We start from the raw sequence: 20,137 nt of genomic DNA on the forward strand, positions 1-20,137 counted from the left end.
AACCCTCGCCTCACCCCTGGTCGTCGCCGACCGGGTGCGGCATTATCGCCGAATCACGGAAGTCGTTGCACGAATCGGCCTCGCCGTTTCGCCGACCAGCGTCGCTTTTTCGACCGGCGTCGTGCTGCGTTCCGACCGAAGAATGTCGCTGGTGAGTATCGCCAACTGCGGCAGGATTTCAAAACGTCCGATACTCCCAGGTATGCGCGGGCGGGCCGGGTGCCCTGGAAGCCTTGGAAGCCATTCTGGGCGAGCAACCGCGGCCGCTTGCATACCTGGGTACACCGAGCCCGCCGTCCATGGCGCGACTTTACCCGGTTCGCCGGTGCCCTAACGGCTAGACACCCACCCTGCGCCAGCCGTCGGCGGCCCTGGCCGCCCGGAGCAGCCCGTCGCACAGCTCACGCAATTCGGCCGCGCCGGCACCCTCGTCGAGCGCGATGGCGACATCCTCCGCTGCGCACCGCACCTGGTAGATGCGATCCGACAGGTCGGCCGCTTCGTCGGCCGTCAACACCACCGCGTCGGCGGGCAGGGCCGCTGCGGCCCCGGCGTCACCCCGGGTCATCATGGCTCGCTGCTCATAGGCCCGCTGCCGGCACGACTGCCGGCAGTATTGGCGGCGGCGGCCCATTCCGGCATCAGTCACGTCACGTCCACACCAGCGGCATGGCTGGGGACGGGCACGTTGACGTCGGGCCGGGCTCACGCCTGCCGACTTTAGTCCGCTCGGGTCCCTGATCCCGGTATCATCAATGTTCGCGAATGGTCGCGTCGCGCGCTGAGCACCAGCCCGGGAACTACGCAGCCGTCGGCGACGTTCGCTAAAGCGGAGAGAATCACCATCCGGAGCCAACCAGCTCAACGAGTCCAGAGGAGTAGCGTCGATGGCTGATCGTGTCTTGAGAGGCAGTCGTCTGGGAGCCGTGAGCTACGAGACCGACCGCAATCACGACCTGGCGCCGCGGCAGATCGCGCGGTACCGCACCGAGAACGGCGAGGAGTTCGAGGTTCCGTTCGCCGACGACGCCGAGATCCCCGGCACCTGGCTGTGCCGCAACGGCATGGAAGGCACCCTGATCGAGGGCGACCTGCCCGAACCGAAAAAGGTCAAGCCCCCGCGCACGCACTGGGACATGCTGCTGGAGCGTCGCTCCGTCGAAGAGCTCGAAGAGCTGCTCAAGGAACGCCTCGAAATAATCCGGTCGCGTCGGCGCGGCTGATCCGGACGCTATCCGGCCGGTTGAGAGCGGTCGTGTGCACGGCCGGCTCGACCGCGGTCACGTCTGCCCTCAATACCCCATCGGGTGACTTTGAAAAGCGCCTCGCGAATGTTGGATCCGCTCATCTTTGACACGCCGATCTCGCGTTCGGTGAAGGTGATCGGAACTTCGACGACGACGAACCCGCTGTTCACGGTGCGCCAGGTCATTTCTATCTGGAAGCAATAGCCCTTGGAGTCGACGCTGTCGAGATCGATCGTCTCGAGCACTTCGCGGCGGTAAGCGCGATAGCCGGCGGTGATGTCATGGACCCCGACCCCCAATGCGAGCCGCGAATAGGTGTTGGCCGTCTTGGACAGCGCCAGGCGCCGCCACGGCCAGTTACGCACCGTCCCCCCGGGCACGTAGCGTGAACCGATGGCCAGATCGGCCCCCGCGCCGACGGCGTCCAGCAGTCGGTGCAGCTGTTCGGGCGCGTGGCTGCCGTCGGCGTCCATTTCGACAAGCACCGCGTACTCCCGGCTGAGGCCCCAGGCGAACCCTTCCAGGTAGGCCGCCCCCAGACCATTCTTGACGGTGCGGTGCAAAACATGGGTACAGCCCGGGTCGGCCTGCGCCAGCTCGTCGGCGAGTTCACCGGTGCCGTCAGGGCTGTTGTCGTCGATGATCAGCACGTGTACGTCGGGGCAGGCTTCCTTGACCCGCCGATGTATCAGCGGCAGGTTCTCCCGCTCGTTGTACGTCGGAATGATCACCAGGACACGCTGGCCGAGACGATTGCCCGGCACCTCGGCCGCAGGTTGGCCGCTGGTCATGTAGCTCCTTCAGGTCGCCCGAACTCGTGGTGGCCGCCCGCGTCGGGCGGAGTGTCTTGCGCGGTCTGCGGGCCGCCCCCGGATTCGTTCCGGAGCGCCGCTTCCGAGTCGTCGCCGTCGTCCGGGGGTCCGTCGGACTCGCCAGCGCCACGCGGGTGCCCGGACAACCGACGCCTGGGACGTCTTAGCCGCGGGAACCACCCATTGTGCCGTATCGCGACCAGAATGATCGTGCCCGCCGCCCCGACCAGAATCCACTGCACTAGCGGAGCCCAGCGAGTTGCCGGCGTCAGCCTGGTCTTCAGCCGCACCTGGGTGTCCAGATAGGCGGGCTCGAAGAAGTCGGTACGGACCAGTTCTGCGCCGTCCGGGGCGATCACCGCGCTGATGCCGGTGGTACCGGCGACCACGACGTAGCGGTCGTGCTCGACGGCCCGGACCTTGCCGAATGCCAGCTGCTGCTCACTCATCGTCTGGTTGAAGGTGGCATTGTTGCTGGGCACCGTCAGCAGCTGCGCGCCATCGAGCACCGCCTTTCGCGGGGCCCGATCGAAGATCACCTCCCAGCAGGTGGACACCCCGACCGGCACACCGGCGATGCGCACCACCCCGGAACTGGTGCCGGGCACGAAATTACCGGCGCGGCTGGCGTATCCGGAAAGGTGGCGGAAAAGCCACGGCATGGGCAGGTACTCGCCGAATGGCTGCACGATTTCCTTGTCGTGGCGGTCGGCGGGTCCGGTGCCGGGGTTCCAGACGATCACCGTGTTGGTGAATGCCGGGTCCCCTTGCAGTCGGCCCGGCGCGTCGAGCACGGTACCGACCAGGATCGGCGCGCCGATCGCCGCCGCCGCCTGGGATATCTGCTGGGCAGCGTCGGGGTTGACGAACGGATCGATGTCCGACGAATCCTCGGGCCAGACGACGAATTGCGGTCGCGGGGCGCTGCCCGCACGGACATCCTCGGCCAGTCGCAGGGTCTCCTGCACGTGGTTGTCCAGGACCGCTCGCCGCTGCGCATTGAAATCCAGACCCAAACGCGGCACATTGCCCTGAACAACCGCGACGGTGACTGCCGGTTCGCCGTCCGCTCCCGCGCCGGCGTGGCGCACCTGCGGCCACACGATGACAGCGGCGAACAACACCAGGCAGATGCACGCGCCGGGCAACACCACCGCCGGCGGCGCGGCCGTTTCGGCCGACCCGGTCTTGCCGCCGGTCCGCCACCACTTCTCGATTTCCAGCGCGATTGCGGTCAAACTGCAGCCCACCAGCACGATCCCTGCGGACAGCAGCGCGACACCTCCCAGCTGAACCAACGGCAGCAGCGGACCCTCGGCCTGACCGAAAGCCACCGATCCCCAGGGAAAGCCACCGAACGGCATGATCGACTTCAGCCACTCCTGCGCCGCCCACAGCACCGCAAACCAGATCGGCCAGCCGGGCAGCCCCCGTACTACGACGGCCAATAACCCGAAAAGACCCGGGAACAGCGCGGACAGCGTCGCCAACACCAGCCAGGGCATCGGTCCCACCAGCGAGCCGATCCATGGCAACAACGGCACGTAGAACGCCAGACCGAACAGGAAGCCGTAGCCCAGCCCGCCTACCGGCGTAGTTGCCCGGTGCGTCAGCACCCAGGTCAGCAGCGCCACCGCGACGATGGCCGCCCACCACCAGTTAATCGGCGGGAAGCTGGCATACAGCAACAAGCCGGCCCCGACACAGACCAGCAGGCGCGGCAGACGCGGCCGGACTGCGGCCCACAGCCGCGGTAGCCGCGTCGCCGCCTCGGTGCCCATCACCGACATGCGCCGACGGGCGGCGGCACTGAGCCGAGTGGTCGCGGTCGAAGCGCCGGCGTCGTGCGAGGAGTCTGGCGCATCGGCGGGATTGGCGGGCATGTCGGCGTCAGGCACCTCAACCGCCGGATCGATCTCGCCGCGATCGAGGTTCGGCGCCTTGCGGCCGGGCCATCCCCTAGCCATAGATGACCGCACCCCGATGCACGGTTTGACGGCAGCGCGGCAAAACATCCCGCGGACCCAGCCGCGGCAGCGCCGGCACCCGGGACCGCGGGTCGGTAGACCAACGCTGAACGGCGTCGCGCGGCGCATTGACGTCCAGGACGTCGACGTCCCACACGGCGTACGAGGCCGGCGCGCCCGGCACCAAGGTGCCGGACTGCCCGTCGCGGACACCGCCGGCCCGCCAACCTCCGCGGGTTGCCGCAGCGAACGCCGCCCGCGCCGACACGGCGCTGCCTGCCGTGCGGTGATTGACCGCCGCCCGCACACTCGCCCACGGGTCGAAGCCGGTTACAGGCGCGTCGGAACCAAGGGCGAGGGGCACGCCTTGGGATGCTAACAGCGCAAGCGGGTTGAGCCGGCCACCTCGATCCGGGCCGAGGCGCTGGGCGTACATGCCGTCGACGCCGCCCCAGAGGGCGTCGAAATTGGGCTGCACGCTGGCAATGACCCCCCACGACCCCAACTTGGCGGCCTGCTCGGCGGTGACCATCTCCACATGCTCCAGACGGTGTCCGCAGCGAGCGACCGCGACCACGCCGAGCTCGTCCACGACCCGTTCGAGTGCGCCGACAACCGCCGACACCGCGGCATCACCGATGACGTGGAAACCGGCCGTCACCGCGGCCTCGGTGCATGCCCGCAGGTGCGCTTCGACGGCGTCGGGGTCGAGGTGGCAGGTTCCGGTGCAACCGGGCGCGTCCGCGTAAGGGTGGTGCAGCCAGGCCGTGCGCGAGCCGAGAGCGCCGTCGATGAACAGGTCACCGGCCAACCCGCGGGCGCCGGTCTGCTCCATCAGTGCCCGCGCCTGAGTCGGTGTGGTCACTGCCTCGCCCCAGTAGCCGGTCACTTCGACGCCGTGCTGCAGAGCGCGCAGCGCCAGCCAGTCGTCCAGCCCGCCGATCTCGGGACCGGCGCATTCGTGCACGGCAACGACTCCCGAGGCGGCCAGCGCCTGCAGCGCCGCGGTCCGGGCTTCGGCCAGCTGCGCGTCGGTCAGCAAGTCGCGGGCCGCGGCTCGGGCCAGGTGGTGCGCGTCGCCGGTCAACGGCTGCTGTGCGGCGAAACCCGCGGCGGCCGGCAGTTGGGGGACCAGCCGCCGCAACGCCGACGAGGCCAGCGCCGAATGCACGTCGACCCGGGCCAGGTAAGCGGGCCGGCCGTCGAGCACGGCGTCCAGGTCCGCGGTGCTGGGCGCGGCTTTTTCGGGCCAGGCCGACTCGTCCCAGCCGTGTCCCCAGATCAGCCGGCCGGGGTTTGCCGCGGCGTAGTCGCCAACCATACGCAGGCATTGCGCGCGTGAGGTCGCGGAGCGTAAGTCCAGTCCGCTGAGCGTCAGACCGGTCGCGCTCAGGTGGATGTGGCTGTCGACGAATCCCGGCGCGACGAATGCGCCGTCGAGGTCCTGCACTTCGACATCCGGGAACTGGTCGTGCGCGACATCGTCGCTGCCCAGCCATGCCACGGTGTCGCCGCGCACCACCATGGCGGTGGCGTCGGGGTGGGTCGGGCTATAGATCCGGCCGTTGACCAGGAGCTTGGAGGGAATCTGCGTCACACCGCAAAATTACGTGGGAAGTCCAACACCTTGGTCTGACCTAGCTCTGACCTAGGTCCGGATCGGGCCTTGATCGGGAATGCGGGCTTGCGGCAAGGTCGGTGGTTCCCCGTCGATGACGTCGATGACCTCCCCATCAATGAAGTCGCGCTGGTCGGGTTGCTCGCGGCGGGTGAACGCGCCGGCCATGCCCGCGGCCGCGGTCGCCGTCAACGGCACGCGCCGCAGGATCCCGCGCAGTGCGATCGCGGTCAGCCCCGGGCCGGCGGCCGTCCGAATCGGCGGCGCCAGGAGCAACAACCCCACAGCGGTGCTGACCAGCCCGGGAACCAGGACCAAACCGGTGGCCAGGGCGACGAGCGCGCCGTCGCTCAGCGCGCTGCGCGGTTCCTGCACGCCGGACCGCCACTGCATGAAGTGCCGCCCGAGCTGCCACCCGCCCATCGGAGCCCAAAGCACCAACCCCAGAACGAAGGTGGCCAACAGCACCACCAGGGCCCAGCCGAAGCCGATGACCGCCGCCAATCCGATGAAGGCCATGAGCTCGACGACGGCGTAAATGAGAAGCAGCCGACCTAGCATGTGAAGCCAACGTCTGCGGGCCACGCCCGAGTTCCGCGCGCGGTCGCGTCACGGCTGCAGTTAGATGACGCTATGACCACGATTGACATCGACACCCCGGCCGGTCCGATCGACGCGCTGCTGAGCCTTCCCGTCGGAGAGGGCCCATGGCCGGGCGTGGTGGTGGTGCACGATGCGATCGGCTACGCCCCCGATAATGAGGCGACTTCCCGGCGGATCGCGGAGGCGGGCTACCTGGCGCTGACGCCGAATATGTACGCCCGGGGCGGCCGCGCCCGCTGCATCACCCGAGTCTTTCGCGAGTTGCTGACCAGACGAGGCCGCGCCCTCGACGACATTTTGGCTGCCCGTGATCACCTGCTGGGCATGGCCGAATGTTCCGGCCGGGTGGGCATCGCGGGCTTCTGCATGGGTGGCGGGTTCGCGCTCGTTTTGTCGCCCAGGGGCTTTGGCGCCTCGGCGCCGTTTTACGGCACACCACTGCCCCGCCATCTCAGCGAGACTCTCGACGGGGCGTGCCCGATTGTGGCGAGTTTCGGTGGCCGCGACCCGCTCGGTGTGGGCGCGGCCAACCGCCTGCGCACCGTGACCCAGGACAAGGGGATCACCGCCGACATCAAGGTCTACCCCGGCGCCGGGCACAGCTTCGCCAACAAACTTCCCGGCCAGCAGCTGATTCGGATCGCGGGATTCGGCTACAACGAAGCCGCGACCGAGGATGCGTGGCGCCGGGTGTTCGCGTTCTTCGGCGAGCACCTGACTCGCAGCACTTAAGCCACCGGCTGCCCGTCTAGCAACGGTCGCGTCCGCACTTTCCCGGCCACCAAGTTCGGGAAACACATCGGCCCGACGTAAACGTCGGCGATCAGAGCGGGGCGGTCGCTATGGCTGAGATCGTCGATAAATCGCTACCCCGCGCACCAGAATGCATGAATCGAAGGCCGCAGAACGCCGAACATATCGCCCAGGAGCTTTCACAGTCACATCGTTGGAACTGATATCGATTGTTCCGTCCGGTGCCGCGGAAACGCACCTTTGCCGGCCGGCGTCTCGTCAGCAGAGCACCGTCCCGGCAGTTGCCGCGTCCAGCACGGGTACGCGCCAGCTCGCGGGCGGCATCGGCACCCGGATGCCGGTGCCGAATTCATCGCCTAAAGTCATCAAACCGCCGGGTTCGACCAGGCCCTCCGTGTGTGCAGCGCCGGCAAACCCTATGGTGCCGGCGCCCCGCTCGGAAGCCGGCATTGGCCACTGCCCCGCAGCCCCGTCAACGGTCACCGTCGAAACCAGCTGCGCGCGCGGATCTACGCCAGCAACGCCCAACGGCGACGCCGTCACGCTCTCGACCGCCACCGCTGCCACCGGCGCACCCGCCACACCCGCGATCGGCGCGGCAGCAGCCCCAGCTGTAGCGCCCAGACCGGGGGCAGCACCGCCGATCAAAGCTCCGGCCCCAGCCAACGATCCCGCCGCAAGTCCAAACAAATTGCCAATAATCTGCGTGACCACATCGACGATCGCGCCGACAGGCAACAAGACGGGGAGCGCGAGGAGAATCCCGATTGCAAGAAACTCGACCGCAATCGCAACTTGAGGAAGTGCCAAATAATATACAAAAGTGAAAGTCGTTCCAAATTCCAAGGTTAAGAACAGATATGCGATAGCGCCCACCGGAAGCGCAATAATAAAGAGCTGAAGAAATATTAGGCCGACAACTACTGGGATAAAAGCTATATCGAGCAATAGGGCCAACAAGAACTCTAATATCATTTTTGGCACCAGCAATACAAGTTCGAATAGAATCTGCACCCACGGGTTGAGGCGAGGGCTTGGGCGGTGGTGGCGGCCGGGTCGATGGCCGCGCCGACGCCGGGTTTGACAATCAGCGGTGCCGGCGGAATGTGTGGAACCGAGGCCAACGCCGCCGCAGCGACCGCCTCATAGACGCCCATCGTGGTCGCCGCCTGAATCCACATCCGCACATAATCGGCCTCGTTCAGCGCGATCGGGATGGTATTGATCCCAAAGAAATTCGTCGCCACCAACACCGCATGGGCGGCATGATTGGCAGCCAACTCACCCAACGTCGGCATCGCCGCCAACGCACTGACATAAGCCGCCGCGGCACTGTCATGGGCCGCCGCCGCGGCACTCTCGGCACTGGCCTGCATCAACCACGCCACATACGGCATATGAGCACCCACCACAAAGCTCAGCGCTGGGCCCCTGCCACGCCCCAACCCCCATCCTCGCCACCACCACGCTCAGCTCGTCAGCCACCGACGCATACTGCGCACTCATCGACGACCATCCCGCAGCAGCCGCCACCAACGACACCGGCCCCGGACCCGCACACAACAACGCCGAATGCACCTCCGGCGGCGAACCCAGCCACACCGCAGCAGTCACACCCCCATAAACCCATCCGACACCGCCGCCAAAACCTCAGGAACCACAGTTCACCTTGAGTTCCAGGCCGACGTTGTTTTCCATGCCGCCGCGTAGCTTGCTGACGAAGTTGAAGACCTTGCCGACAATGCCGTACCGCTTGCCGATCGCGTCATAGACGGTGCCCGTCTGCGAGTCGTCAAGGATGGCCGCGGTGCCCTCGACGGCCTCGCTCTTGGGACGCCCACGCACGTCGCAGATGGCCAGCTCTACTCGCGGGGTATTGCGGATCCGCTTGACCTTCCACGCCTTTTTCTCGGTGATGACCAGCAGCCGGTCACCGCGGTCCTTGTCCAAGGCGGCCCAGATCGGCGTCGGCTTCGGCCGGCCGTCCTTGGTGAAGGTGGTGAGCAGGATGTATCGCGCTTTGGCAAGGTCGGCGAAGGTGGGCGTCACGGTGTCAACCTAGCGCTGAGCAGACGCAGTGTCGCACCCGAATGGTCATTCGGATGCGATTCCGCGTCTGCTGGCGGAGCTCTTGCCCCATGTTCACGGAACCACGCGATCCTGTCTGACGTCGACGATCACGTCACCGGAGAAACCCCGGGTCGAGCCGGGCTGAACCTGGACCGACCTATCCGCTCCGCTGTAATCCCGGACGGTCAGCGCGACAGCAACTTTCGCACCCGTCACGACCGCCAGAATGTTGCGCATGGGCAGTCCCTGCGACGGGGTGCCCTCGCCGACCAGGCTCATCTGCGCCGAGCCCAGCACCCACGGGTACGGCTCGAAACACGTACGGTCTACCAGTTCGGTCAGGGGTTCCGGGCAGCCCATTTCCCAGTGCGCACCTGTCGCCGGGACCGACGGCGAGACGGGATCGTCGGCCGGGACGGCCCATGCCGGTACGGGCTTCGATCCAAGGACACCAAAGGCCAGGGCGGCAGCCATGGTAACGCAGACAAGGCGTGTCGTCATCGGATGGCTCAGCCCTCCAAATCGCCTTCGGTTTCCAGCAAGACCTGGCGTAACCCGTCGAGAGTATCCGGTTGCGGCTGGGCCCACATGCCACGTCCGGCCGCCTCCAGCAGGCGTTCGGCCATGCCGTGCAGCGCCCACGGATTGGATTCCGCCATGAACTTCCGGTTCTCCGGATCGAGCACGTAGCGCTCGGTGAGTTCCTCGTACATCCAGTCGGCCATCACCCCGGCGGTGGCGTCGTAGCCGAATAAGTAGTCCACGGTGGCCGCCATCTCGAAGGCGCCCTTGTAGCCATGGCGGCGCATGGCGGCCATCCACCGGGGGTTGACCACCCTGGCCCGAAACACCCGGGCGGTCTCCTCCGACAGCGTGCGGGTGCGGATGGCGTCCGGCCGGGTGTTGTCACCGATGTAGGCGGCCGGCGCTTGGCCGGTCAGCGCGCGCACGGTGGCCACCATGCCGCCGTGGTATTGGAAATAGTCGTCGGAATCGGCGATGTCGTGTTCGCGGGTGTCGGTGTTCTTGGCGGCCACCGCGATCCGCCGGTACTGGCGGTTCATGTCGTCGACGGCTTCCCGGCCGTCGAGGTCGCGCCCATAGGCGAAGCCGCCCCAGGCGGTGTACACCTGGGCCAAGTCCGCGTCGTCGCGCCAATTGCGGCTGTCGATCAGCTGCAGCATCCCGGCACCATACGTTCCCGGCTTGGAGCCGAAAATCCTTGTGGTGGAGCGACGTTGGTCGCCGTGCTGGGCGAGGTCGGCCTGGGCGTGGGCGCGCACAAAGTTGGCGTCGACGGGCTCGTCGAGGTCGGCGACCAACCGGACCGCGTCGTCGAGCATCGTCACCACGTGCGGGAAGGCGTCTCGGAAGAACCCGGAGATGCGTACCGTCACGTCGATGCGGGGCCGTCCCAGCTCGGCCAGCGGAATAGCGGTGAGATCCACCACGCGCCGCGACGCTTCGTCCCAGACCGGCCGAACACCCAGCAGGGCGAGCACTTCGGCGATGTCGTCGCCGGCGGTGCGCATCGCCGAGGTGCCCCACACCGACAGGCCCACCGATTGCGGCCACCGGCCATGGTCGTCGCGGTAACGGGCCAGCAGCGAATCAGCTAGGGCCACACCGGCTTCCCAGGCCAGCCGGGACGGCACGGCCTTGGGATCGACGGAGTAGAAGTTGCGACCGGTGGGCAACACGTTGATCAGACCGCGCAGCGGTGACCCCGACGGGCCGGCCGGGATGAAGCGGCCGTCCAATGCCCGCAACACCTGCTCGATTTCGGAAGCGGTGCCGGCCAGGCGCGGCACCACTTCGGTAGCGGCGAACCGTAGTACCGCCGCGACCTCGGCGTTGTCCGTGAGATGGTTCGCGGCGGCCGGGTCCCAGCCGGTGGCTTGCAGCGCGGCCACAAGCTTCCGGGCAGCGGCCTCGGCCCGGTCGACCGAGGTGCGTTCGTCGGTGCCGTCGTCGGCCAGCCCGAGCGCCTGTCGCAGGCCGGGGATCGCCTGCGCGCCGCCGAACAGCTGGCGAGCCCGCAGGATGGCCAGCACCAGGTCGAGTTCCTGTTCGCCTGCCGGCTGTTGCCCAAGGATGTGCAGGCCGTCGCGGATCTGGACGTCCTTGATCTCACACAGCCAGCCGTCGACGTGCAACAGCATGTCGTCGAACGAGTCTTCCGGCGGCCGCACGGTCAGCCCAAGATCGTGGTCCATCTTGGCGGCCCGGATCAGCGTCCAGATCTGCTGGCGAATGGCCGGCAGCTTGCCCGGATCCAGTGCGGCCACGGTGGCATGCTCGTCGAGCAGTTGCTCCAAACGCGCGATGTCACCGTACGTTTCGGCGCGGGCCATGGGTGGGATCAGGTGGTCGACGAGAACGGCGTGCGCGCGCCTTTTCGCCTGGGTGCCCTCGCCGGGATCGTTGACCAGGAACGGGTAGATCAGCGGCAGGTTGCCCAGCGCGGCGTCGGATCCGCAGGACGCCGACATACCTGATGTCTTTCCCGGAAGCCACTCCAGGTTTCCGTGTTTGCCCAGGTGTACCACGGCGTGCGCGTTGAAGCCTTCTGGAAAGCCTGAGTCCAGCCAGCGGTAGGCGGCCAGATAGTGGTGGCTGGGCGGCAAATCCGGGTCGTGGTAGATCGCGACGGGGTTGTCTCCGAAGCCGCGCGGCGGCTGCACCATCAGCATGAGATTGCCGGATCGTATACCGGCAATGACGATTTCGCCGTCGGGATCATTGGCGCGGTCGACGAACAACTCCCCCGGCGGCGGCCCCCAATGCCGGGTCACGGTGTCGGCCAGTTCGGCCGGCAGGGTGGCGAACCAATCCCGATAGTCCTTGGCGGACAACCGAATCGGGTTGCCGGCCAGCTGGCCCTCGGTGAGCCAGTCAGGGTCTTGGCCGCCGCGCTCGATGAGCGCGTGGATCAGGGCATCTCCGTCGCCTGGTCCATCTTCGGGGACGCCCGGCAGCTCGCCCACCTGATAACCGTGCTCGCGCATCGCCTGCAGCAAGGTGACCGCGCTGGCCGGGGTGTCCAGGCCGACCGCGTTACCGATGCGGGCGTGTTTGGTCGGGTAGGCGGAGAACACCAGGGCCACCCGCTTGTCGGCGGGAGCCACGTACCTCAGCCGCGCGTGCCGGACGGCCAGCCCGGCGACTCGCGCGCAGCGCTCGGGATCTGCGACGTAGGAGATCAGTCCGTCGTCGTCAATCTCCTTGAACGAGAACGGGACTGTGATGATGCGGCCGTCGAACTCGGGCACAGCCACCTGGCTGGCGACGTCGAGGGGGCTCATCCCGTCGTTGTTGTCACGCCACTGGTCCCGCGGGCTGGTCAAGCAGAGCCCCTGCAGGATCGGGATATCCAGTGCGGCAAGGTGTTCGACGCTCCAGCTGTCATCGTCGCCGCCGGCTGAGGCGGTGGCGGGCTTGACTCCCCCGGCGGCCAGCACGGTGACCACCATGGCGTCGGCGTCTTTCAGCCTGTCCAGTAGCGCCTGCTCGGCGGTGCGCAGCGACGCGCAAAAGACCGGCAGCGCCCGGCCACCGGCGTCTTCGATCGCCCGGCACAGCGCCTCGACATATCCGGTGTTTCCGGCCAGGTGTTGCGCGCGGTAGTACAGCACCGCGATCGTCGGGCCGTCGATCTTGGAGGCGTCAGCGCGCGCCAATTCACCCCAGGTCGGGGTGACAACGGGGGGTGTGAACCCGTAGCCCGTCATCAGCACCGTGTCCGACAGAAAGGCGTACAGCTGCCGCAGGTTGTCCACTCCGCCGTGGGCCAGATAGATGTGCGCCTGCACTGCCGTGCCGGCCGCAACCGTGGACAGGTCGGTCAACTCGGCGTCGGCGGCCTGCTCACCGCTGACCAGCACGGCCGGCGCACCGCTGGCGATCACCGCGTCGATGCCGCTCTGCCAGGCGCGGTAGCCACCCAGTATCCGTACCACCACGATCGAGACACCGGCCAGCAACCCGGGCAGCTCGTGGTCCGACAGCCGCGACGGGTTGGCCCACCGATAGTTCTTGCCGCTGGAGCGCGCGCTGATCAGGTCGGTGTCGGACGTCGACAACAGCAGGACGGTCGGCTCGGCCACCCACCATTCGTACCGCAATGCCGTGGGACCGTCCCGTTGTGGGTCGGCTAAGCCGGTTGGATGTCTGGGTGTTGGCGGAAGACCAGTGGGTGCCGCTGGCCGATCTCGCCATATCGGTCATTGAGCTATTCGATAACGGTCCCGCCCTTCCCCAGGTAAACCGGCTTGGCCCAACAGTTTTCCGCCTGAACCGCCGGTTCCGCCGCAAGGCCGCCGCTGAGGCGCTGGGCGGCGTGATCCGTGCTGCTGACGTTGTTGCGGCGCAAGGCATTACCTGCCTCCTACCGCTAAACAGTTGCATCCCGTTCGTGCTACCGGTAGCGGCGCTGTTACCGACTGCGTCGTCCGCGCGCGGCTGGTCACGACCGTCGGGTCGCACCCGGATCTTGATCATTGACCCAGCCCGTGCTCGGGCCCGCGCTCGGTCGATACGACGGCGGTGGAGCACGACCGGGGTACGCGGCTCCCCCAGCTCGACTGGGCCGGGAGGAAAATGCCGGAACAGCCAGAACGCGGGCCGCAACCGGCGTACTCTCGGGACACTCGTCATTCGCGTTCCGTCAATTCGCCGATGGGTCTACGACGTGGCAGGAGGATAGCGATGTCATATCTGACGGCGTTTTTCCGAGTTACTGGCATCAGCGGCAACGGATCTGTCCGCCATCGGCTCGGCGCTGACCGAAGCCAACACAGCGGCAGCGGCCCCCATCACAACCATGGTGCCCGCCGCTGCCGATGAGATCAGCAGCCATCACCGCGCTGTTCGCCAACCACGCGCGGGCCTATCAGGTGCTCAGCCGCCAAGCGAACGCGTTTCACGCCCAGTTTGTCGAGGCGTTGAGTGCCGCGAGCGCCTCGTATGCCACCGCCGAAGCGGCCAACGCGTCGCCGTTGGAAGCCGTGGTTCAAAACCTTCTGGGTGTTATCAATGCACCGACCAACGCATTACTGGGGCGCCCGTTGATCGGTGACGGCGCTACCGGGACCGCAACCAACCCCAACGGCGGGGCCGGTGGCTTGCTGTTCGGCAACGGCGGCGGTGGTTATTCCCAACCGGCAAGCTCGACCGCCCCCGGCGGCGCCGGCGGTGCGGCAGGACTGATCGGCAACGGCGGCCGCGGCGGGACCGGTGGGGCCGGCGCGGCCAGGGGGGCCGGCGGCCAGGGCTGTCTTCGGCACGGCCGGCAACGCCGGCAATGCCGGCGCCAGCGGGTGGTTCTAGGTCCGACCAAGAGCTCCCGGGCCCGGTGTTTCCGATCAGGCGGTGCGCACGTCGAAATCGGCAAGTCGCGGCTGCCGCAACAGCTCGCGGTGAGTCTCCGGTGTCCACGGGAACAGCTCCGGCAGGCCGTCCTTGCCCAAGTACCAACTGCTGCAGCCGGTAACCCAAACCGTCTGCGGCATCGCGGCTTTCATGTCTTCGTTGTAGTGCTTGGTGGCGGCTTCGGTCGGTGCGGCGGCGCTGAGGCGGCCGGCGCGAAGCTGCTCGATCCACCACATCGCGTAGTCGGCCTGGTCCTCGGCGACGGGTACCAGTGACTGATTTCCGATCGGCGAATGCGGGCCCATCAACATGAACATGTTCGGGAAACCGGGCACCGCGACCGACCGGTAGGCCATCGGGCCGTCGGCCCAGGCCTCGTCCAAGGTGAGCCCGCCCGCACCGATCACTTCCATCGGTCGCACGTAGGCCCGCGCGTCAAAGCCGGTGGCATAGACCAATAGGTCCAACTCGTGCAGCGTGCCTTCGGCGGTGACGACGCCGCGGGGCTCGATGTGGTCAATCGGGTCGATGATCACCTCGACCCCGGGCTGCTGCACGGACCGGTAGAAGCGGCCCGAGATAACCAACCGCTTGCACATCGGCTGATACGTCGGAGTGAGCTTGGCCCGCAACTGCGGGTCGGGTACCGAAAGCCGCAAGTTCCATCGACACAGGTGGGTGGCCAGGTCGCGGGCGAAGCCCGGGCGGATCGGCGCGCGACCGAAGAACCCGCTCACGTACCAGCCCCAGAAGCGGTAGGGCAATTCGTTCAGCTTTGGCCAGCGGCGCAGCGTTGCCTTGGTCAACGCCGAGTAGCGAGGATTGGGCACGGGGGCGATCCACTGTGCGGTGCGCTGAAAGACCTTCAGCCCGCGCACCTTACCGCCCAGCTCCGAGGTGATCTGGGCACCCGTCGAGCCGGTGCCTATCAGCCCGATCCGCTTGTCCGGCAACGAGACGCAGTGATCCCAGCGCGACGAATGGAACGACGGCCCGGCGAACGTGTCGCGGCCGGGGATATCCGGGTATCGGGGCACCCGCAAAAATCCGGTCGCGGTGACCAGGACGTCGAACGCTTCCACACCGGTGGCGGTGGTGACCCGCCACTGCCCATCGTCGTATCGCGCACTGGTCACGTCGGTGCCGAACCGGATGTGGGGGCGGATGGCCCGTTCGTCGGCGACCTGGCGGAAATACGCCTGTATCTCCGCACCCGGCGGCAGCCAGCGCGACCAGTTGGGGTTGGGCCGGAAGGAATAGGAGTAGTAGCGCGACGGCACGTCGCACGTCAGCCCGGGATAGGTGTTGTCGCGCCAGGTGCCACCGACGTCGTCGGCTTTTTCGAAGATGGTGAAGGAGTCGATGCCCGCTTCCTGCAGCTTGATCGCCATGCACATGCCTGACATTCCGGCACCGATGATCGCCACCTTCACCGGACGTTGCTGAGTCATGCCGACCACCCGACCCTTCGCTGACCTGCACGCTACGCCGATCGGGTTCGAGTGGGGCACTAGAGTAGGCGGCTACTCGAATTTCGCGGTGTCGAGGAACCCCTTCCCGCGCTATGCATGTCGCGGGCCGGCCGCCACCTCGTGATGGCTCAGCGGGCCACTATCGAGGCGACCCGAGCCGCCACCGCGGCGGCCACCGATAGCGGTGCGCCGCCCGTTGCCGGCTGGTAGCGATCGGCCACCGGGTCGTAGCCGGCGCCGGCGATCGAGCCGTGATCGGCCGCCAATTCCACCAGCTCCACCGGCCAGCCGATCCGTTCGAGGGAGGCGGCGAAGTCCCGGCTGACGCCCACCGGCACCGCATCATCTGCCAGGCCGTGCAACAACGTGAATGGCGTACCGACGTGGTCGGCGGACAACCGGCCGACGACGAGCCGGCCCGAAATCGGATCCGGGGCTGTGAAGGAACCGGCTAAGCAAACAGTATGTGCCAGAACAACATTGAAGTGCTCGGCATCGAGGGTGAGGGCCGCCGCGGCCGCGCCCCCTAACGACCACCCGACGAGCACAATGTCAGCACCACCGACACGTTTCCGGGTGTATTCCAGCGAGCCCAGCAGATCCGCGCGCCCGCCATCGTCGGCATGGGAATTCCAGTCCGGCGCCACGACGGCGGCACCGTGACCGGCCAGCAATCCGGCGAGCGGCCGGACGGCGGCACGGGCATCGGTCTGCATTCCGTGCCACAGCAGGATCGTCGGGTGGGCCGCATGGCCGAAAACGTCGGCCCGGCGCCCCGGGGCGTACTCCACCGTCCGCACAGATCCGGGTGTGCCCGAATGGTTCGGATTCAAACCACATCAGTCACATGGGCAGCTGTCTGGGCGGCTATCCATGAATCCCCAACGCGATAGCACCTGCGCTAGCACGCCAAATTGGTCCGGCACGGATCACGTAGCGTGAGCCCATGGCCCGAGCCCGCGACACCGATGCGTGCCCGGGCGCGCTGCAGGTGCACCAGGCCGCCGACGGTGCGTTGGTGCGAGTTCGGCTGCCCGGTGGCCGCATTGCCGCGGCGCAATTGGGCGTGCTGGCCGAGGCATCAACCCGTTTCGGCTCGGGAACGCTGGAGCTGACATCGCGCGGCAATGTGCAGTTGCGCGGCATCACCGAGGTGGCAACGGTCGCCTCGGCGATCGCCGAGGCGGGCCTGTTGCCGTCGGCGACGCATGAACGGGTCCGCAATATCGTCGCCTCACCACTATCGGGGCGAGCGGGTGGAAACACCGACGTCCGGGACTGGGTCGACGAGCTGGACGCCGCGATCTGCGCCGAGCCTCGGCTCGCCGGCCTGGGCGGCCGGTTCTGGTTCAGTCTCGACGACGGCCGCGGCGACGTCTCGGGTCTTGCTGCCGACGTCGGTGTCCACGTCTATGACGACGGCTGCGCCCTGACGCTGGCCGGCCGGGACACCGGGATGCGGGTCAGCGATGTCACCGCAACGCTGGTCCGAATGGCGCGGCGGTTCACCGAGATCCGCGGAAAATATTGGCGCATCACGGAATTAGCTGACCTCGACGCCCTGCTGCCCGGCACGCGACCGGGTGCAGCCTTCCCGCCCGTCACTACCCCGCCGGTGGGCTGGATAGCCCAGGACGACGGCCGCGTCACGGTGGGCGCCGCCGTCCCGCTGGGGGTATTGCCCGCCCGGGTCGCCGAGTACGTGGCCGCGATCGAGGCCCCGCTGGTGGTCACGCCGTGGCGATCCTTGCTGTTCTGCGATCTCGACGAAGCCGTTGCCGACACCGTGCTGCGGGTGCTGGCGCCGCTGGGCCTGGTGTTCGACGAGAACTCGCCGTGGCTTCGGGTCAGCGCGTGCACCGGCAGCCCCGGCTGTGCGCGCTCGGTCGCCGACGTCCGGGCCGACGCGGCCGATGCCCTGGACGCGGACACCGTCGTGCACCGGCATTTCGTCGGCTGCGAACGGGCTTGCGGCAGCCCGCTGACCGGTGAGGTGCTGGTCGCCACCGGGGACGGATACCGAGCGCTTCGAAACCATGACGTCTTAGGGTGAGCGAGTGCTCGACTACATCCGCGACGCGGCCGAGATCTACCGTCGGTCGTTCGCGACCATCCACGCCGAAGCCGACCTGGACCGATTCCCCTCCGACGTGGCGCGCGTGGTAGTCCGGTTGATCCACACCTGCGGGCAAGTCGACGTCGCCGAACACGTGGCCTACACCGGCGACGTGGTGGCCCGGGTCCGTGCCGCCCTGCGGGATGGCGCGCCGGTGCTGTGCGATTCCTCGATGGTGGCCGCCGGGATCACCACCGCGCGGCTGCCCGCTAACAACCAGGTGGTGTCCCTGGTTGCGGATCCGGGGGCGGCCGAGCTGGCCGCACGTCGGCAAACCACCCGCTCGGCGGCCGGTGTGGAGCTATGGGCCGACCGGATGGCCGGCGCCGTCATGGCAATCGGCAACGCGCCCACTGCTCTGTTCCGGTTGCTGGAATTGGTCGACGACGGGGTCGCGGCGCCGGTGGCGGTGCTGGGCGGGCCGGTCGGCTTTGTCGGTTCGGCCCAGTCCAAACAGGAGCTCATCGAGCGACCACGCGGCATGTCGTATCTGGTGGTACGAGGCCGCCGCGGCGGCAGCGCCATGGCCGCCGCGGCCGTCAACGCGATAGCCACCGAGAGCGAATGACGCGCCGCGGCACGTTGTGGGGGGTTGGGCTCGGGCCCGGCGACCCGGAGTTGGTGACGGTCAAGGCCGCACGGGTGATCGGCGAGGCGGATGTAGTGGCGTATCACAGCGCCCGCCATGGCCGCAGCATCGCCCGTGGTATCGCCGAGCCGTATCTGCGAGCGGGACAGATCGAAGAGCACCTGGTGTATCCGGTGACCACCGAGACCACCGGGCATCCCGGCGGTTATGCCGGCGCGCTGGAGGACTTCTATGTGCAGGCCACCGCACGCATCGCCGCCCACCTCAACGCCGGACGCAACGTGGCGCTGCTCGCCGAGGGAGACCCGCTGTTCTACAGCTCGTACATGCATTTGCACACCCGGCTGACTCGGCGGTTCAATGCCGTGATCGTTCCGGGGGTGACATCGGTGAGCGCCGCCTCGGCGGCCATCGCGACCCCACTGGTGGCCGGCGACGAGGTGTTGTCGGTGCTGCCGGGGACGTTGCCGGTTGCCGAATTGACCCGCCGGCTCGCCGACGCCGACGCCGCCGTCGTGCTCAAGCTCGGCCGTTCGTATCACACTGTGCGGGAAGCACTTTCGGCGACCGGCCAACTTGACGACGCGTTTTACGTGGAGCGGGCCAGCACCGCGGGGCAACGGGTGCTGCCGGCCGCCGACGTCGATGAGGCCAGCGTGCCGTATTTCTCGCTGGCGATGCTGCCCGGAGGCCGGCGGCGCGCATCAGTCGTCGGTTCGGTGTCGGTGGTGGGCCTGGGCCCCGGCGGCATCGACTGGATGACGCCGCAGAGCCGCCGCGAACTGGCCATGGCGACCGACCTGATCGGCTACCGCGGCTACCTGAACCGCGTTCCGGTGCGTGACGGGCAACGGTGCCACCCTAGCGACAATACCGACGAGCCCGCCCGCGCCCGGCTGGCCTGCTCGCTGGCCGAACAGGGACACGCCGTGGCGGTGGTGTCGTCGGGCGATCCGGGCGTGTTCGCCATGGCCACCGCCGTGCTGGAAGAGGCGAAGCAGTGGCCCGATGTGCAGATCCGGGTGATTCCGGCGATGACCGCCGCCCAGGCGGTGGCCAGCCGGGTCGGGGCTCCGCTGGGCCACGACTATGCGGTGATCTCGCTGTCCGACCGGCTCAAGCCGTGGGAGGTGATCGCCGCCCGCCTTACCGCCGCGGCCGCCGCCGATCTGGTGCTGGCCATCTACAACCCCGCCTCTAAGACGCGCATCTGGCAGGTCGGCGCGATGCGGGACTTGCTGCTCGAGCATCGTGAGCCGGGCACGCCGGTGGTGGTCGGCCGCGACGTGTCGGGCCCTGAGGAAGATGTTCGGGTGGTACGACTGGCTGACCTGAACCCCGCCGATATCGACATGCGCTGCCTGCTGATCATCGGCTCGTCCCAAACCCAGTGGCACTCATCCGATTCCGGTGACCGGGTATTCACGCCGCGGCGCTACCCGACCTGAAATCCGTTAAGGGCGCGGCGCCGTCGGCTCGCCCTGGCCCGCGACACTGCGGTCAGGTGCCCGACACGCCGA

At 67.8% G+C, this 20,137-nt stretch carries 14 protein-coding genes and 3 pseudogenes; 6 read left to right on the top strand and 11 right to left on the bottom strand.

Going from position 1 to position 20,137, the window contains the following annotated elements; translation table 11 throughout:
• Positions 1–337 precede the first annotated feature (337 nt).
• Positions 338–709: a hypothetical protein gene (locus EET10_RS30250; protein WP_081260313.1), complete on the bottom strand. Its 372-nt coding sequence runs from the start codon at positions 707–709 to the stop codon at positions 338–340.
• A 178-nt stretch (positions 710–887) separates the two neighbouring features.
• Here EET10_RS30250 and rbpA point away from each other — a divergent pair, with 178 nt between their 5' ends.
• Positions 888–1,223: an RNA polymerase-binding protein RbpA gene (gene rbpA / locus EET10_RS15785; protein WP_023364597.1), complete on the top strand. Its 336-nt coding sequence runs from the start codon at positions 888–890 to the stop codon at positions 1,221–1,223.
• On the opposite strand, the pseudogene lnt reads toward rbpA, so the two are convergent.
• The 3 genes and pseudogenes from lnt to EET10_RS15805 form a co-directional block, all read right to left on the bottom strand.
• A pseudogene (gene lnt, locus EET10_RS15795) lies at positions 1,180–3,840 on the bottom strand (apolipoprotein N-acyltransferase). The gene rbpA and the pseudogene lnt overlap by 44 nt on opposite strands.
• A 178-nt stretch (positions 3,841–4,018) precedes the next feature.
• Positions 4,019–5,623: an amidohydrolase gene (locus EET10_RS15800; RefSeq protein ID WP_036405449.1), complete on the bottom strand. Its 1,605-nt coding sequence runs from the start codon at positions 5,621–5,623 to the stop codon at positions 4,019–4,021.
• Positions 5,624–5,674: 51 nt separating this feature from the next.
• On the bottom strand, positions 5,675–6,205 hold the full coding sequence (locus EET10_RS15805; protein WP_036405450.1) for an FxsA family protein: 531 nt from the start codon (positions 6,203–6,205) through the stop codon (positions 5,675–5,677).
• A 72-nt stretch (positions 6,206–6,277) separates the two neighbouring features.
• Here EET10_RS15805 and EET10_RS15810 point away from each other — a divergent pair, with 72 nt between their 5' ends.
• Positions 6,278–6,979 (top strand): dienelactone hydrolase family protein, encoded by a 702-nt coding sequence (locus EET10_RS15810; RefSeq protein ID WP_063466450.1) that lies wholly within the window; start codon positions 6,278–6,280, stop codon positions 6,977–6,979.
• 279 nt (positions 6,980–7,258) lie between these two features.
• Here the strand turns inward: EET10_RS15810 and EET10_RS32320 are convergent, their stop codons facing one another.
• The 5 genes and pseudogenes from EET10_RS32320 to cobN form a co-directional block, all read right to left on the bottom strand.
• Entirely contained in the window at positions 7,259–8,014 is a 756-nt protein-coding gene (locus EET10_RS32320) for a PPW family C-terminal domain-containing PPE protein (RefSeq protein WP_136622956.1), read from the bottom strand.
• A gap of 41 nt (positions 8,015–8,055) precedes the next feature.
• Positions 8,056–8,614 (bottom strand): annotated as a pseudogene (locus EET10_RS32325) (PPE family protein); the annotation flags it as partial.
• A gap of 36 nt (positions 8,615–8,650) precedes the next feature.
• Complete coding sequence (locus EET10_RS15825) at positions 8,651–9,049, bottom strand: PPOX class F420-dependent oxidoreductase (RefSeq protein WP_063466449.1); 399 nt, start codon at positions 9,047–9,049, stop codon at positions 8,651–8,653.
• 93 nt (positions 9,050–9,142) lie between these two features.
• Positions 9,143–9,544 (bottom strand): hypothetical protein, encoded by a 402-nt coding sequence (locus EET10_RS15830; protein ID WP_063466448.1) that lies wholly within the window; start codon positions 9,542–9,544, stop codon positions 9,143–9,145.
• A gap of 35 nt (positions 9,545–9,579) precedes the next feature.
• Positions 9,580–13,176: a cobaltochelatase subunit CobN gene (cobN, locus tag EET10_RS15835; RefSeq protein ID WP_122502807.1), complete on the bottom strand. Its 3,597-nt coding sequence runs from the start codon at positions 13,174–13,176 to the stop codon at positions 9,580–9,582.
• Between the two features lie 632 nt (positions 13,177–13,808).
• Here cobN and EET10_RS31670 point away from each other — a divergent pair.
• A pseudogene (locus tag EET10_RS31670) lies at positions 13,809–14,358 on the top strand (PE family protein); the annotation flags it as partial.
• A 75-nt stretch (positions 14,359–14,433) separates the two neighbouring features.
• On the opposite strand, the gene EET10_RS15850 reads toward EET10_RS31670, so the two are convergent.
• Positions 14,434–15,891 (bottom strand): flavin-containing monooxygenase, encoded by a 1,458-nt coding sequence (locus EET10_RS15850; RefSeq protein ID WP_036405534.1) that lies wholly within the window; start codon positions 15,889–15,891, stop codon positions 14,434–14,436.
• A gap of 149 nt (positions 15,892–16,040) precedes the next feature.
• Complete coding sequence (locus tag EET10_RS15855; RefSeq protein WP_122502292.1) at positions 16,041–16,712, bottom strand: alpha/beta hydrolase family protein; 672 nt, start codon at positions 16,710–16,712, stop codon at positions 16,041–16,043.
• 146 nt (positions 16,713–16,858) lie between these two features.
• Between EET10_RS15855 and cobG the strand changes: the two genes are divergently transcribed.
• Genes cobG through EET10_RS15870 form a run of 3 tightly spaced genes read left to right on the top strand, consistent with a single transcriptional unit; the run spans position 16,859 to position 20,065 of the window.
• Positions 16,859–17,965: a precorrin-3B synthase gene (gene cobG, locus EET10_RS15860; protein WP_122502293.1), complete on the top strand. Its 1,107-nt coding sequence runs from the start codon at positions 16,859–16,861 to the stop codon at positions 17,963–17,965.
• A gap of 4 nt (positions 17,966–17,969) precedes the next feature.
• Positions 17,970–18,596 (top strand): precorrin-8X methylmutase, encoded by a 627-nt coding sequence (locus EET10_RS15865; RefSeq protein ID WP_036405462.1) that lies wholly within the window; start codon positions 17,970–17,972, stop codon positions 18,594–18,596.
• Complete coding sequence (locus EET10_RS15870) at positions 18,593–20,065, top strand: precorrin-2 C(20)-methyltransferase (protein WP_122502294.1); 1,473 nt, start codon at positions 18,593–18,595, stop codon at positions 20,063–20,065. Before EET10_RS15865 ends, EET10_RS15870 begins: the two co-directional genes overlap by 4 nt.
• Positions 20,066–20,137 lie beyond the last annotated feature (72 nt).

It is taken from the genome of Mycobacterium pseudokansasii (genome assembly GCF_900566075.1).
GTDB classification, from domain to species: Bacteria; Actinomycetota; Actinomycetes; order Mycobacteriales; family Mycobacteriaceae; genus Mycobacterium; species Mycobacterium pseudokansasii.

Coding starts and splice junctions, on each gene's coding strand:
- rbpA (WP_023364597.1), top strand. CDS start 888: ATGGCTGATCGTGTCTTGAGAGGCAGTCGTCTGGGAGCCGTGAGCTAC.
- EET10_RS15805 (WP_036405450.1), bottom strand. CDS start 6,205: ATGCTAGGTCGGCTGCTTCTCATTTACGCCGTCGTCGAGCTCATGGCC.
- EET10_RS15810 (WP_063466450.1), top strand. CDS start 6,278: ATGACCACGATTGACATCGACACCCCGGCCGGTCCGATCGACGCGCTG.
- EET10_RS15830 (WP_063466448.1), bottom strand. CDS start 9,544: ATGGCTGCCGCCCTGGCCTTTGGTGTCCTTGGATCGAAGCCCGTACCG.
- EET10_RS15850 (WP_036405534.1), bottom strand. CDS start 15,891: ATGACTCAGCAACGTCCGGTGAAGGTGGCGATCATCGGTGCCGGAATG.
- cobG (WP_122502293.1), top strand. CDS start 16,859: ATGGCCCGAGCCCGCGACACCGATGCGTGCCCGGGCGCGCTGCAGGTG.
- EET10_RS15870 (WP_122502294.1), top strand. CDS start 18,593: ATGACGCGCCGCGGCACGTTGTGGGGGGTTGGGCTCGGGCCCGGCGAC.